Source organism: Kocuria sp., assembly GCF_030538595.1.
GTDB lineage: Bacteria > Actinomycetota > Actinomycetes > Actinomycetales > Micrococcaceae > Kocuria.
This window is the reverse complement of record NZ_JAUNTS010000008.1, coordinates 54,751-69,873: the sequence shown is the minus strand read 5'-3', so window position 1 is coordinate 69,873 and position 15,123 is coordinate 54,751. Positions and strand designations below refer to the sequence as shown.

The following is a 15,123-nucleotide window of genomic DNA, read 5'->3' as shown; positions in this document are numbered from 1 at the left end:
ATGGAAGTCCTCAACTCCGCGAGAATGCACGGATCGTCCATGAGATGGATGCAAAGTGATCCTCATGATGTCCCCAATATGCTTTCGGCTAGGAGCAATGCAAGCCTACGAGTACCCTCTTGCTGGTTGGTTATTCAGAAAGGACAGCTTGTGAGCTCATACAGCGTAGACACGGGAGCTTGCTCTAACGTGTTCAAAACCGTTGATTCTGATTGCGAATCGGCTGACACCGAGAGGCGCAGCCTGGATCGGACGGTCGACAGCCTCATCCAGGAGGCCAAGAGTCCCGAGCTGCGGACCGCCCTCACAGCGTTGAGGGATACAACTATTGTCCCCACCATGGAGTCCATTGTTGAACATGTGAGTGGTGCTACCTACCACGGGAGTCAGGCTGTGGGCCACGTGGTCAGTGGTGATCGCGAGATGCGGGATCGTTCGTCAACTGCTGCCAGCACCGTCATGCGCCCCGACATGCCGGGCATCCTTTAGAACAGGACATTTCATGGTTTTCATCAACCCGTTCAAATTCACCACGTGGGAATCTCCGGGGCCGATCGAGTCCTTGGCGGGGGACCTCCGTGACCAGGCTCGACGGTTCAATGACCACATCGGAGATGCACACTCCACCTGGGGAAATCTGGCAAACCACTACCGGGGTGACTCAGACGCGGAGTTGGTTGCTGGACTCAACACTCCCAACTCTCTGGCTGACGATGTCAAGACCTACGGGGACAAAGCTGCTCGTCAACTCGAATCATTCTGCGACGAATTGACAGCTTTGCGATCCCAACGTGAAGACCTCTCACTCGAAGTTCAAGTCTTCAATGCAGAGCACCTGTTCCATGGGTGGAGCGACTTGGAGCCGCATGAACAGTTGCGTCACGATCAGCTCATCGATCAGATGGACTCTCTGCAGAAGAGATACGAATCCATCATTTCTGTTGTGGTCGGAGCCCTGGGCGGTTTGGAACTGAATCCGCTGGGGCCTGCGCCTGGCGGCCGAGGCTACCATTCTTGGGGTGATGTACGAAGTCCCGTAACTGCTGGCCTCGCAGCGTCGAGTGAAAGCTATGTTGTAGCTGCAGGACTGGCAGTTATTCAAGGACAACGAGTCACAACTACCACCACGACGAACCGTACCTACAGAACAGAATTCACTGACAGTGGCAAGGGCGCGGCGCGAGCCACGGCGGAGACCGGTAGGACCAGAGCTCGAAACACCACATCAATATTTGGCAGCGAACTCTGGCAAGGCAAGAACGGAATCTTGGGGTTGGCGTCGCGTGATGCAGCCAGGTCCGGACAGCAAATGAAGGAACTTTGGAAGGAACGTAAGTCCGTATATAGAGGGAGCCCTCTCCGGGGGCTCCAGTGGAGCGCGAAAGGCTTTGCCAACAATTTCCTGGAGGGGTTGCCGTTGGCCGGACTCACCAAAGAGATGCACCAGGCGCGGGACCAGAAGACAGTCAAGCTCAAGGGTTCCGAGCTGAAAGGGAACTCACTGACTGTGGTCGAGGAAAGTACTCGCGTGAAGGAGAAGGGTTGGTCTAAGGGTCTGCGATATGGGGGCAGGGCCTTCGGCGTGGCTGGGACCGTTGCCACCGCGGGGCTGACATTCAAAGATGAACGCGAATCCAATGTTGAAGACCTGAGGCGTGAAAACCCAGGAATGTCTGAAGCTGATATTAAGAAAGAAGCCAACTTTGACGCTGCCGCCAATACAGCGGGACAAGTTGGTGCCAGCGTGGCCGCCGGTGCTGCTGCCGGAGCAGCGATCGGCAGCATCATTCCAGTCGGTGGAACGATTGTTGGTGGCGTGGCAGGCGCCTTAGTCGGCGTTGCTGCCGCCGGTGTCGTCGACAATGTCAAAATCTTACCGGACATGGATGGCGACGGTGAACGTGAGAGTGCAGGGCAGGCCGTGGGGCATATGACCGAAAGAGCCAGCAATGTTATTCGAGACAAAGTTGGAAATGGAATAAATGCCGTACGTGGATTTTTTGGAGGGGATTAATTTGCTGAAATCACCTGACATGCTTATTGGTGTTCCAATATTTATGTTTCTTGCTGCACTCGGCTATCTAATATTTCTTCCTCCTTGGCTTGGCTTAAATAAAGAATGGATTAAGGAGAGGAATTCGGGCTGGCCTCCACTCAAGGGCCTAGCTATTGCAGCATTATTTCAAGGGGCTGCTTTCGGGATGCTCGCCGAAGCTTTCATGCCGCGCGGTGCTGATGGATCGACGCCGTTGGGTGATGCCCTGTACCTGGTTGCTGGGTTCCATTTCTTCATTGTCGTGCCAATCGCATTATGGGGAATGTATTTGCCGCTGCCCAAATTTCTGCTACCTCGCTGGATTAGAGAATACTTACGAGTTCGACAAGAAAATCCCCACTATGATTCTTTGTCGGAGATTGAGAATAGTCGTCCAGTGGTGAACGAAGGTCTTGGGACCCAATCATTCCCGATAACAGTTCGGGTTCAGGTTGTGCGATGGCTGATCAGTGGCATCCTCTGTCTCGGATTGGGAATAGCGAGTCTGTGGATATTTATTGGTGTGGTCTCAGGTTCCATGGAGCTTGGTGGGGGTATAACTCGGTTGGGTTGGCCTCTATTGTCGATTTCCGGCGCGTTTCTGATTTTGCTTGGACTGTACTTTGTATGGGGCGGTCTTCGTCCGGAGCATGTGACAATAGATCAGTCTGGGCTCCGGACCCGTTCGTGGTGTTTGGATTGGTCGGAAATTAAGGGAATTGAATCTTCGCGTTCCAAGGTTATTGTTCATGTCACTCCGGCAGTTGCAGAGCGTATTCGCCCCGTTAATCGTTGGCACTCTGGGCGCCCCGGTGGCGTGGGTGGCATGCTTGCCGTCGGTGACACGGTCGGACTTCAGTCTTCCTTGGCTAATCCGGATGGAGTGATATCAATTGTTGAATACCAGTTGAGTCGAAGGGGATCGCCGCTCTTTTAATCCTTGTCCGGAATCACAGTTTATCGAAACGATTCGTGAGGAAAAACTCATATGGAGCATCGCATTTGAGAGGGTAGGTTGCTGAGTGTGGGTCGCGCGTCAGTCCGGGATGAGCTTCGAGATTCTCTGAATTGGAGGAACGGATGTCAGTGGCGTGGTTGTTGCCGCGGGTGTGGTCGACAATGTCAAGTTCCTGTCGGACATTTATGGCGACTACGAGAAGGAAAGTCTGGGTTCCACTGCAGGTCATTTTGCCGAGGGGCTGGCAAACCAAGGTCGTGATTTGTTGAAAAAAAGTGCAAGTAAGTTCTCAGGATTTTTTGGCGGAAACTAATGATTTATAATTCTAATGTGCTATTTGCCATCCCGCCATTAATGTTTTTTGCCGGTTTGGGCTATCTGTTGTGGCTCCCGGCCTGGATGGGACTCAATCGTGAGTGGGTAAAATATAGAGGTGCAGGCTGGCCGCCGTTGAAGGGCTTCTCCATTGCGATGTTCTTTCAAGGAATATCATTTGGGGGACTTGCTATGGCCTTCAGTCCACAAGAGCATGGATTGTCAACTCCCCTAGGGAATATTTTTACAATTATAGGCCTTATTCATTTGATTATCCTGCTTCCGGTCGGCCTCTGGGGGATGTATTTGCCGTTGCCAAAGTTTCTGTTGCCTCGGTGGATCAGGGAGTACCTACGAGTTCGACAAGAAAATCCCCACTACGATTCTTTGTTGGAGATTGAGAGTAGTCGCCCAGTGGTGAAGGAGAATATTGCGATCCAGCCATTGCTGGTGACTGTTCGAGTCCAGGTTTGGCGTTGGTTGATCAGCGGTGTTTTCTGTCTTGGTTTGGGAGTATCGAGTCTGTGGATATTTTTTGGTTTGGTCACGGGTGCTATGGAGCCTGGCGGAGGTGTGACTCGGTTGATTTGGCCTCTGTTGCCGATTGTTGGCGTGTTCCTAATCTTGTTCGGATCATATTTCATGTGGGGTGCACTTCGTCCGGAGCATGTGACGATAGATGAGTCTGGTCTTCGTACTCGATCGTGGTGTTTGGGCTGGTCGGAGATTAAGGGACTTGAATCAGCGCGCTCCAAGGTTGTCGTTCATGTCACTCCGGCAGCTGCAGAGCGTATCCGCCCCGTTAATCGCTGGCACTCCGGGCGCCCCGGTGGCGTGGGTGGCATGCTTGCCGCCGGTGACACGGTCGGACTTCAGTCTTCCTTGGCTAGCCCGTATGGAGTGATATCAGTTGTCGAATCCCAGCTGAGTAAAAGAGGAGCGCGAGGATTCTAATCTCTGATCAGAACCGGAGTTCACGGAAAGGCTTTTGAGGGTGAATTTATTATGCTGAATATCGATGGCTTGGATGATAAAGCGCTGAGTTTTGAAATGATCCGAGTGGGGCAGGCTGTGCTATCCATTCCGGGGGACTGGATTCTTGTCCCTAGTGACATTCCTGGTTTGGTAGTTGCAACCATGCCAGTGGATGATGTGCTGTGGGAAGCGGTTTGGGAACGTCACTCGATAGTCCCTAATCTGGTGGTGAGGTTCTTTCGGTGTGCGGCCACTGATGGTGGCGTTGCTCTGGCAAGCGCAGACTGCACACGCGATATGCTTTCTACCTTTGTCGGAAGTTCTCTCTTGGGTTGGGATGCTTTTTGCACGGAATCAGGATTGTGCGGGCGGGAGGTGGTGTTCTCGCTGTTTGAGGCTGGCGTGCCCATCACGCAGTGGCATTGGTTGGTTGGTGCTGATGATTCAGTTATTGAAATCACTCTCACGCTTCCGGCCGGTGCTCACAGAGATTTTGCTGACCTGGGGCGGGTTGTTGCGGGTTCTGTCAGGCTTGTGGGATCCGATGAGGGGGCTGTGAACTCTATTTCACAAATACCACGGGATCGTCAAGACGTCATCGCTACTAAGGAATTTTCTGAATCCTGGGGTGTGGATAATGTCCCTTTGGAGAAAGCAGCGCAGGTCAAGGAAGCAGGACTCTACCTGGCTGATATTCCCGGGGGCTCTCACCATGATCACGATACTGTTCTGGAGCTGGTGCATCAGATGTACCGCAGTGGGCCGCTATCCGACTTTTCACTGAAGATGCACTCGGGAAAACTGCGGTACCTGGAAAGTCTGGGTCTGGTTTCTCGGGGGGAGCTGACGGAGACGGGTCAGAGATTTGCGTCTGTCTCTGCAACCGAGCCCGACCTCAGTGGTAGCGGAAACGTTGGTTTCTCAAAAACAACATTCGCAGTGTGGTTTGATGGAGACGGTGCCTTCATGTTGATTGGCCCGAGCGCCAAAGATTTGCATGCTGGGGCCGATGGGCACTTTTACCTGTTGCACGAGCATTATCGGATGGCGCCGGCCATCATTGCTGCGTGGAGTGGGCTCAGGGCAACCTGGCCACTGAGTGTCGCAATGACAGTGTCGGCTGAATCCTTGGAGAAATTTGTCACAGGATCCACCTTCTTGGGGGACCCGGTTCTGGATGTCATCGACTTTGAGGGGCATGAGGGGCTTCAAGATGAGGTCACCGCGGGTACATGGTCCTTCTGGTCGATTGACACAGCCAGAGGTGGTCAAGCTTTTCGATGGGTTCAGACGGAGCAGCGCGGACCATTACAAGTCACCCTCACCGAGAAGGGTCTTCTCCGATTGGAATCCTTCGTTCCCCTGGACCTTCACGATTTGTTGATAGAAAGCATTGACCGGGAGCTTGTCCTCAAGGGTGATTTGGCCGAGTCCCGCAGCTGATCCACCACGTTCGGTATCCAGTCAACTTGAACACGGCAAATGCGCCGGGGAGGGCCGGAAAACGCATTTGCCGTGCCCAAAGTTCGGTGGAAGCTCGAATCGTGCCCCATGCGTGCCGAAGGGCCGTTTGGTACAGTATTCGGTGGTCCGCCTGCAGTCCGTGGTGGACGGACCCCCGCAAGACCCGCGCCAGTGGGTCCAGGGACCCGGCGTGAAGAATCACGCCCGGGCCGCACGGCACTGAACTTAAAGGAGTTCATCATGGCCCTTGACGCAGCCGTCAAGCAGGAAATCATCAAGGAATACGCGACTCACGAAGGCGACACCGGTTCGCCCGAGGTTCAGATCGCAGTTCTGACTCGTCGCATCACGGATCTCACCGAGCACCTGAAGATGCACAAGCACGACCACCACACCCGCCGCGGCCTGATGGGCCTGGTGGGTCGGCGTCGTCGTATGTTGACCTACCTGCGTGACACCGACATCGCCCGCTACCGTGCGCTCATCGAGCGCCTCGGCCTGCGCCGCTGATCACCGTCTTGAGCCGGGGCGGGGTTCGGCCCGTTGAATCGGGTGGAACCCCGCCCCTGTCCTCTGTCCGGGCACCGAAAAACCAGTGCCCGCAGCGAATTCTCAGCCTCAAATCCAGGCGTGAAGACCACGAACCTGACAGGCTAGGGATGTAGTACCGGTCATCGCCGTGAGGCGAGGGCCACGACGACGCCGCCACACAGGTGACGCCGTCACGGCACGTGAAGTTCCACCCAGACTCGGGTGACGGTCCTCGACAGTGGCTCACGGAACACCCATCAGTGGGTGGCACCGTGGGCTTCGATCGAAGGCCGAGCGCGAGTGCGGTGGATTTGCTGCCACATCAGAAGAATCCCCACATGAAATGGAGGTGACCCGTGGAGGGTCCCGAGATTCAGTTTGCAGAGGCCGTGATTGACAACGGCCGATACGGCAAGCGCGTTGTGCGCTTTGAAACCGGTCTGCTGGCACAGCAGGCAGCTGGTTCCACCCTGGTGTCCATTGACGACGACACCACCTTGCTGTCCACCACCGCGATCGGCAAGAAGCCCCGCGATGGTTTTGACTTCTTCCCCCTGACCGTGGACGTGGAAGAGCGGATGTACGCCGATGGCCGCATCCCCGGCTCTTTCTTCCGCCGTGAAGGCCGCCCGTCAACGGACGCGATCCTGGCCTGCCGCCTGATCGACCGTCCGCTGCGCCCCGGCTTTGACAAGGGCATCCGTAACGAGGTCCAGGTGGTTGTGACCGTCCTGGCCATTGACCCGGATGAGATTTACAACACCGTGGCCATCAACGCCGCGTCCATGTCCACCACACTTTCCGGCGCACCTTTTGGCGGCCCCGTGGGTGGCGTGCGTCTGGCGCTGATCGCCCAGGCTGATGGCACGCACCAGTGGGTGTGCTTCCCCAAGCACTCCCAGTTGGAGAACGCCGTGTTCGACATGGCTGTGGCCGGTCGTGTGGTGACCGCTGCCGACGGCACCGAAGACGTGGCCATCATGATGGTTGAGGCCGAAGCCACCGACAACTCCTGGGACCTGATCCAGGGTGGTGCCGTGGCACCGTCGGAGGACATCGTGGCTGAGGGCCTGGAGGCCTCCAAGCCCTTCATCAAGGCGCTGTGCGAAGCCCAGTCGGATCTGAAGGCCCGCGCCGGCAAGCCCGCCATGGAGCTGCCCTACTTTGGTGGCCACGGCGACGACGTCGCAGCTGCCGTCAAGGAGGCTGCTGGCGACCGCTTGGCTGAGGTGTACGCCATTGCCGGTAAGCAGGAACGCGAAGACGCCACCGATGAGCTGCACCAGTCGGTGCTGGCTGATCTGACCGGTGAGGGCAAGCCGTTCGCGGATCGCCTGAACGAGGTCAACGACGCCTACCAGAAGCTCACCAAGGAGACCGTGCGTCAGCGCATCCTGCGTGATGGCGTGCGTATTGACGGCCGTGGCCCCAAGGACATCCGTGAGCTGACCGCCATGGTGGAGATCCTGCCGCGCGTGCACGGTTCTGCGATCTTCCAGCGCGGTGAAACCCAGATCATGGGTGTGACCACGCTGAACATGCTCAAGCTGGAGCAGCAGATCGACTCCCTGTCCCCGGTGAAGTCCAAGCGGTACATGCACCACTACAACTTCCCGCCGTACTCCACCGGTGAGACCGGTCGCGTGGGTTCGCCCAAGCGCCGCGAAATCGGTCACGGTGCCTTGGCCGAGCGCGCGCTGGCCCCGGTGATCCCGTCCCGCGAGGAATTCCCGTACGCCATCCGTCAGGTCTCCGAGGCCCTGGGCTCCAACGGCTCCACCTCCATGGGCTCCGTATGCGCCTCCACCCTGTCCATGCTCAACGCCGGTGTGCCGCTGCGCGCCCCGGTGGCGGGCATTGCCATGGGTCTGGTCACCGGCCAGGTGGACGGCAAGGACGCCCACGTTGCCCTGACCGACATCCTGGGTGCGGAAGATGCCCTGGGTGACATGGACTTCAAGGTGGCCGGCACCAAGGACTTTGTGACCGCCATCCAGCTGGACACCAAGTTGGACGGCATCCCTTCGGATGTTCTGGACGCCGCTCTGGGCCAGGCCCGTGAGGCCCGTCTGGCCATCCTGGACGTCATCAACGCCGCGATTGACGCCCCGGATGAAATGTCCGAGCACGCACCGCGGATCATCACTGTCAACGTGCCCGTCTCCAAGATCGGTGAAGTCATTGGCCCCAAGGGCAAGATGATCAACCAGATCCAGGAAGACACCGGCGCTGACATCTCCATTGAGGACGACGGCACGGTTTACATCGGTGCCGTGGACGGTCCCTCCGCGGAGGCTGCCCGTTCGGCCATCAACGCCATTGCCAACCCGCAGGTCCCGGAGGTCGGCGAGCGCTACCTGGGCACGGTGGTCAAGACCACCACGTTCGGTGCTTTCGTGTCCCTGACCCCGGGCCGGGACGGTCTGCTGCACGTCACCGAGTTGCGCAAGCTCAACGACGGCAAGCGCGTCAACGAGGTCGAGGACGTTGTCTCCGTGGGCCAGCAGGTCCAGGTGGAGATCACCAAGGTGGATGACCGCGGCAAACTGTCGCTCTCCCCGGTGGTGGCCGAGGACGACTCGGCTGACTCCGCGGATTCTGCGGAGGCTGCTGAAGAGGCCTGATCCTCACGCTGGCGCCGTGGCCTGCACCAGGATCGTTTCCTGGTGGGCTCATGGCACCGGTGAGTTCGCCGTCATCCCCGGTGCTCCTGTGAGCCCCGGGGATGACGGCCATCACGGGGTGATTGTGGGGTTCCGCTGTCATTCCGGCTCGCTCCGGGGCCACACCATCATCAATACACCCAGATACCAATACACACAGGAGACACCGGTTACCGCATGACGGTTGTAGACCTCCCTCTGCTTCCGGGTTCAACACCCGCGAGCGCCACTGAACGCATCTCTTCGCCTTCCGTTCCGCACGACCACAGTGCAGCGGGAAGCGCCACCCAGGGTGGGTTCACCCACGTGATTCACGACGGCGACGGCGGCGCCGTGGTCACCCGCACAGTCCTGCCCTGCGGCACCCGTGTGCTGACTGAATCCATGCCCGGATTGCTGTCTGCCACCGTGGGATTTTGGGTGGGTGTGGGATCGCGTGATGAAGCCCCGGGACATCTGGGTTCCACGCATTTCCTGGAACACCTGCTGTTCAAGGGGACGGCCAAGCGCAATGCCCTGCAGATCGCTGAAGCCTTTGATGAAGTGGGTGGGGAATCCAATGCCATCACGGCCAAGGAGCACACCTGCTACTTTGCCCGCGTGCTCTCCGAGCAGCTGCCCATGGCCGTGGACGTCCTCACGGACATGGTGGCCGGCGCTGTGTTGGACCCGGATGAGCTGGAGCGCGAGCGCGGTGTGATCCTGGAAGAACTGGCCATGGACCAGGACGATCCCACGGATGTTGCTTTCGAGCATTTTGTGGAGCATGTCTTCCGCGGTAATCCGCTGTCCCGTCCCATCGGGGGCACACCGGATGAAATTCTGGCGGTACCCCGTCAGCGCGTGTGGCAGCACTTCCAAGAGCACTACCGTCCGGAGGGCCTGGTGGTGACCGCCGCGGGTGGTTTGGAACACCAGGCCGTGGTGGACATGGTGGTGCAGTCCATGGCTGCCGCAGGATGGGACGCCTACAAACCGGGCACGGCAAAGCAACGGCGTACCCGGGGCTCCGTGGATGCCACCACACCCCAGCCGGAGTGGGGCAGGCACATGCTGCACCGTCCGGTGGAGCAGTCCAATGTGGTGGTGGGTCTCCCCGGGTTGGTGGCCGGCGACGACCGCCGCTATCACATGACAGTCCTCAACGCGGCCCTGGGCGGTGGGATGTCATCCCGGTTGTTCCAGGAGATCCGCGAAAAGCGAGGGCTGGCCTACAACACCTTCTCCTTTGGCGGGTCTTACTCAGATGCTGGCTATTTTGGGATGTACGCCGGGTGCACCCCGGCCAAGACCGATCAGGTGCTGCAACTGATGACCGATGAGCTCAACAAGCTCGCCCATGACGGAATCGGGGAGGCGGAACTGACCAAGGTGGTGGGACAACTTGCCGGTGGAACCGTCCTGGCCTTGGAGGACACCGGTTCCAGAATGTCCCGTTTGGGCTCGGCGGAGCTGACCACGGGGGAGTTCTATGACCTGGAAGAAACGTTGAACCGGGTCCGTGCCGTCACCCCGCAGCAGGTTCAAACCCTGGCCCAAGAACTGGCCCAAGGCCCCACCGTGGTCCAGGTGGTGGCACCGCAGCAGGATTGACGCCGTACAACCTCAATGATCTGGGACCAGATGATGGCCCCGGTGAATTGGACACACAACGCAGCCAACAGGCACGCAAGGAGCAACAGTGAGCCAAGAGAACAGCAAGGCCGAATCCAGCAACAACGCCGATCCCGCCAACACCGAACCCATCAAGGTGGCGGTTTTGGGTGCCCACGGGCGGATGGGTTCCGAAGCCGTCAAGGCAGTGGACCACGCCAAGGATGTTCACCTGGTGTCCACCATTGACCACAATGATTCTCTGCAACAGCTGGTGGTGGCCGGAGCCCAGGTGGCCATTGACCTCACGGTTCCCTCCGCCACGGAGGACAACGTGCGCTTCTGCGTGGAGAACGGTATCCATTGCGTGGTGGGAACCACCGGCTGGGATGAAGAACGCCTGAATCGCTTGCAGGACCTCTTGGAGCAGCATCCCGGTGTGGGCGTTCTGATCGCCCCGAACTTTTCCATCGGAGCCGTGCTGGCCATGCGTTTCTCCGCGATTGCGGCAAAGTTCTTTGAATCCGCGGAGATCATTGAACTGCACCACCCCAACAAGGTGGATGCCCCCTCCGGCACCGCGGCCCGCACCGCGGCACTGGTTGCCCAGGCCCGGCGCGATGCCGGATTGGGAGCCTCACCCGATGCCACTGAAACAGATCCTGATGGGGCCCGCGGGGCCAAAATTGAGGAGGTCAGCGTCCACTCGGTGCGCCTGCGCGGGTTGGTGGCTCATCAGGAGACCCTGCTGGGCAATGAGGGTGAAATGTTGACCATCCGTCACGACTCCTTTGACCGCATCTCCTTCATGTCCGGAGTTCTTCTGGGCGTGCGTAACGTGGTCACCCATCCGGGCCTCACTCACGGGTTGGAGAACTTCATGGATCTGGACGCGTGAAAAACGGGGGTGCGGTACAAGACGGCGGCGGGGCGTCGTCGTCCATGAATTCGCTGCGGCTACTGGGGTGGGTGGTGCTGGTTGCTGCCCTGATCACCCTGTGGTTGCTTCCGATTCCCACCACGGCCAAGCTCACAGTGCTGGTCATTGGCGCGTTCGCCGGGGTCTTCACGTTGCTGGAGTCCACCAACCGGGGTAAAGCGCTGACGGCAGCCATGGTGGCCTTGCTGGTGTTTTATCTGGCCCTGTCCCTGCAGCGTGCGTGGATTCTGATGACGGCCGAAACCTGGGTGAGCCGGATCATGGGGGTGGCCCTGGTGCTGATTCCCGTTCTGGGCATCTGGGCGCTGGCACGTGAACTGCTGTTTGGCGTGCGGATTGAACAGCTGGGGCGGCAACTGGCAGCGGAGGGCGGTTTGCCGGAGGACAATCTGCCACGGCATCCTTCCGGCCGGATCGTGCGTGAGGCTGCGGATGCCGATTTCCCCCGCTGGCAGGGTGAGGTGGAGGCTGAACCCGAGCAATGGCGTGCCTGGTATCGACTGTCCTTGGCGTACAGCGCCTCCGGGGACACCCGGCGGGCCCGCGGCGCCATGCGCCAGGCCGTGCGACTTTCTGCCGCCGGAGCCGATTCCGGACCCCGGTCCGCGGGCGCAGCAAGTTAGGGTGTATGCCATGACTGCGCACCAGGACAAGCCTCTGTTCGGAACACTGCTCACCGCCATGGTCACCCCCTTCAAGGACGACGGCGCCGTGGACCTGGCCGCAACGGAAGCTCTGGCCATCCGCCTGGTGGAGCAAGGCTGTGACGGTCTGGTGGTGGGTGGCACCACCGGTGAATACTCCACCATGACGGATGATGAGCACTTTGCCGTGTTCAGCACCGTGCGGGATGCCGTGGGGGACAAGGTGGCCCTGGTGGCCGGTGCCGGGTCCAATGACACCCACCACACGCTGCACCTCTCCGCCCAGGCCCAGAAGGCAGGCATGGACGGTCTGCTGATTGTCACCCCGTACTACAACAAGCCCACCCAAGCCGGTGTGGTGGCTCATTTTGAAACCGTGGCAGATGCCGTGGACCTCCCGATCATGCTCTATGACATTCCCGGCCGTACAGGCATCCCGCTGTCCGTGGACACGCTGCTGCGGTTGGCCGAGCACCCCAAGATCGTGGCCGTCAAGGACGCCAAGGCGGACCTGGTGGCCGGTATGCGTGTGATCGCAGAAACCGACCTGCTGTTCTACTCCGGGGATGACGGCCTGGTACTGCCCTGGATGTCCGTGGGGGCCGTGGGCCTGGTGGGGGTCACCACCCACGTGGACACCCCCCGGTTCCGCCGGTTGATTGATGCGGTCAACGCGGACAACTTGCAGGAAGCACTGCAGATCGCCCATGACCTGGAGCCCGTGGTGCGGGCCACCATGACCCATGTGCCAGGTGCAGTTGCGGCCAAGCAGATTTTGAACTGGCAGTCCGTGCTGCCCAACCACCGCGTTCGCCTGCCTTACGTGGATGCCACGGAAGCTGAACTGGCTGCCATGACGGCCGATCTCAACGGGTCCGTCATCGCCAACACTTTGAAGATTTGATCAACGCTCTCCCTTGAGAGCAGCAACCATGAGAAAGGGGTCGCATGACCCATTGGATGGAAAACTTGAGCGCACCGCCTGCCCTGGGCAAAGACACCTTGCGGGTGACCCCGCTGGGTGGCCTGGGTGAGGTGGGGCGCAACATGACCGTGTTCGAGATCAACGGTCAGTTGCTCATCGTGGACTGCGGTGTGCTCTTCCCAGAGGAGAATCAGCCCGGCGTGGACCTGATCCTCCCGGACATCTCCCACATCGAGGACCGCCTGGATGACATTGTGGCCATTGTGCTCACCCACGGGCATGAGGATCACATTGGCGCTGTGCCGTATTTGTTGAAGCGCCGCGCGGACATTCCGATCCTTGGTTCCCAGCTGACTTTGGCTCTGGTGGAAGCCAAGCTGCGTGAACACCGCATCAAGCCCTACACGCTGACCGTACGCGAGGGTCAGGTGGAGAAACTGGGCGAATTTGAATGCGAGTTCGTGGCCGTGAACCACTCGATTCCGGACGCCCTGGCCGTGTTCATGCGCACCAAAGCGGGAACCGTGCTGCACACCGGCGACTTCAAGATGGACCAGCTGCCACTGGACGGCCGGATCACGGACCTGCGCCACTTTGCCCGCCTGGGTGAGGAAGGCGTGGATCTGTTCCTGACCGACTCCACCAACGCAGAAGTCCCAGGCTTCACCCCCACGGAAAAAGACATTGGGGGAGTGCTGGCTGATGTGATCCAGAAGTCCAATCAGAAGGTGGTGGTGGCCTCCTTCTCCTCGCACGTGCACCGCGTGCAGCAGGTGCTCGACGCCGCCGTGGCCTCCGGGCGCAAGGTGGCTCTGATGGGGCGTTCCATGGAACGCAACATGGGGATCGCCGCAGAGCTGGGCTACCTGGATGTGCCCGAAGGCGTGCTGGTGGATCAGCGCAAGGTGGAGCAGTTCCGGGATGACGAACTGGTCATCATGTGCACCGGCTCCCAGGGGGAACCCATGGCAGCGCTGTCCCGGATGGCGCGCGGTGACCACCGCGTGCAGGTCCGTGAAGGTGACACCGTGATCCTGGCCTCCTCCTTGATCCCGGGCAACGAAAACTCCGTGTTCAGGATCATCAACGGGCTGATGCGCTTGGGTGCTCACGTGGTGCACAAGTCCAATGCCAAGGTGCACGTGTCCGGCCACGCCTCAGCGGGTGAGCTGCTGTACTGCTACAACATTGTGGAACCCGAATACGTGATGCCCGTACACGGTGAGATCCGCCACCTGATGGCCAACGGTGAACTGGCCGAGGCCACGGGTGTGCCCCCGGAGAACGTGCTGCTGACCGAAAACGGCACCTGCGTGGACATGAAGGATCACAAAGCCCGAATTGTGGGCGGTCATGAGATCAAGTTTGTCTACGTGGACGGTTCCTCCGTGGGTGAGATCACCGAAGAGGACCTCAAGGACCGTATTGTCCTGGGTGAAGAGGGCTTTGTCTCCGTGGTGGCCGTGATTGATCGCAAACAGAAACGGGTGGTCAACGGCCCGGATGTCCACGCACGTGGCGTGGCCGAGGATGACCGTGTCTTTGACGACATCATCCCCAAGATCACGGGTGCCCTGGAGGATGCGCTGCATGAACCCAAGCAGTACACCACGCATCAACTCCAGCAGATTGTCCGCCGGACCATCGGCCCGTGGGTGGGACGCAAGCTGCGCCGCAAGCCCATGATTGTGCCCGTGGTGGTCGAATCGGACGCCAAGAACTGAAGGTGAGGTCTTCACCATGAGCAGCTTCGGCAAACCCCGCATCATCATGCTGGTGCTGGGCGCCGTGATTTCGGCGGCCAGCTTGGTTGCCGGGGTGCTGGTCATGATCCGCCCATGGTCAGACTGCCCGGCCGGAGACATGTCACGGGAGTGCGTGGCAACAGATCCGGAGATCCTGACCATGGGCTTGGCCTCCGCAGGTTTTTTGATCGGCGCCGTGCTGATGGTTTTCAGCGTGATCTGGTTCCTGATCCTGCGTGATGACGTCAACCGGCGGCGTTGGGCCCGGGAAGACGCTGAGCGGGACCGGCGCAACGGCGACTGATCGCACCTCACCGTCGGCGTCGTTTACCCTG

Annotated in this window: 13 protein-coding genes; all 13 read left to right on the top strand. The window is 59.4% G+C overall.

The features are described from left to right. The first annotated feature begins 502 nt into the window (after window positions 1–502). The 13 genes from Q4G32_RS08315 to Q4G32_RS08255 all read left to right on the top strand — a co-directional run bounded on the left by Q4G32_RS08315 (window position 503) and on the right by Q4G32_RS08255 (window position 15,092). On the top strand, window positions 503–2,014 hold the full coding sequence (locus tag Q4G32_RS08315) for a hypothetical protein (RefSeq protein WP_303350641.1): 1,512 nt from the start codon (window positions 503–505) through the stop codon (window positions 2,012–2,014). Then, window positions 1,992–2,972, top strand: coding sequence for a hypothetical protein (locus Q4G32_RS08310; RefSeq protein WP_303350640.1), 981 nt, complete (start codon window positions 1,992–1,994; stop codon window positions 2,970–2,972). Before Q4G32_RS08315 ends, Q4G32_RS08310 begins: the two co-directional genes overlap by 23 nt. Window positions 2,973–3,126: 154 nt before the next feature. Then, window positions 3,127–3,306 carry a hypothetical protein gene (locus Q4G32_RS08305; RefSeq protein WP_303350639.1) on the top strand — a complete coding sequence of 60 codons (180 nt, stop codon included), beginning with the start codon at window positions 3,127–3,129 and terminating at the stop codon, window positions 3,304–3,306. Between the two features lie 17 nt (window positions 3,307–3,323). Then, window positions 3,324–4,262, top strand: coding sequence for a hypothetical protein (locus Q4G32_RS08300; RefSeq protein WP_303350638.1), 939 nt, complete (start codon window positions 3,324–3,326; stop codon window positions 4,260–4,262). A 51-nt stretch (window positions 4,263–4,313) separates the two neighbouring features. Next, window positions 4,314–5,726 carry a hypothetical protein gene (locus tag Q4G32_RS08295; protein ID WP_303350637.1) on the top strand — a complete coding sequence of 471 codons (1,413 nt, stop codon included), beginning with the start codon at window positions 4,314–4,316 and terminating at the stop codon, window positions 5,724–5,726. 261 nt (window positions 5,727–5,987) lie between these two features. Next, window positions 5,988–6,257: a 30S ribosomal protein S15 gene (rpsO, locus tag Q4G32_RS08290; RefSeq protein WP_303350636.1), complete on the top strand. Its 270-nt coding sequence runs from the start codon at window positions 5,988–5,990 to the stop codon at window positions 6,255–6,257. Between the two features lie 377 nt (window positions 6,258–6,634). Then, window positions 6,635–8,902: a polyribonucleotide nucleotidyltransferase gene (locus tag Q4G32_RS08285; protein WP_303350635.1), complete on the top strand. Its 2,268-nt coding sequence runs from the start codon at window positions 6,635–6,637 to the stop codon at window positions 8,900–8,902. A 216-nt stretch (window positions 8,903–9,118) separates the two neighbouring features. Next, window positions 9,119–10,534: a M16 family metallopeptidase gene (locus Q4G32_RS08280; RefSeq protein ID WP_303350634.1), complete on the top strand. Its 1,416-nt coding sequence runs from the start codon at window positions 9,119–9,121 to the stop codon at window positions 10,532–10,534. A gap of 184 nt (window positions 10,535–10,718) precedes the next feature. Further along, the gene (gene dapB, locus Q4G32_RS08275; RefSeq protein ID WP_441327481.1) at window positions 10,719–11,432 is read left to right on the top strand and encodes a 4-hydroxy-tetrahydrodipicolinate reductase; all 714 of its coding nucleotides are present in this window, start codon (window positions 10,719–10,721) and stop codon (window positions 11,430–11,432) included. Then, window positions 11,429–12,097 carry a hypothetical protein gene (locus Q4G32_RS08270; protein WP_368660378.1) on the top strand — a complete coding sequence of 223 codons (669 nt, stop codon included), beginning with the start codon at window positions 11,429–11,431 and terminating at the stop codon, window positions 12,095–12,097. Before dapB ends, Q4G32_RS08270 begins: the two co-directional genes overlap by 4 nt. 10 nt (window positions 12,098–12,107) lie before the next feature. After that, window positions 12,108–13,022, top strand: coding sequence for a 4-hydroxy-tetrahydrodipicolinate synthase (dapA, locus tag Q4G32_RS08265; RefSeq protein ID WP_303350632.1), 915 nt, complete (start codon window positions 12,108–12,110; stop codon window positions 13,020–13,022). 44 nt (window positions 13,023–13,066) lie between these two features. Beyond that, a complete protein-coding gene (locus Q4G32_RS08260) occupies window positions 13,067–14,767 on the top strand; it encodes a ribonuclease J (RefSeq protein WP_303350631.1) in 1,701 nt (566 codons plus the stop codon). Between the two features lie 16 nt (window positions 14,768–14,783). Next, the gene (locus Q4G32_RS08255; protein WP_303350630.1) at window positions 14,784–15,092 is read left to right on the top strand and encodes a hypothetical protein; all 309 of its coding nucleotides are present in this window, start codon (window positions 14,784–14,786) and stop codon (window positions 15,090–15,092) included. The last annotated feature ends 31 nt before the right edge of the window (window positions 15,093–15,123 follow it).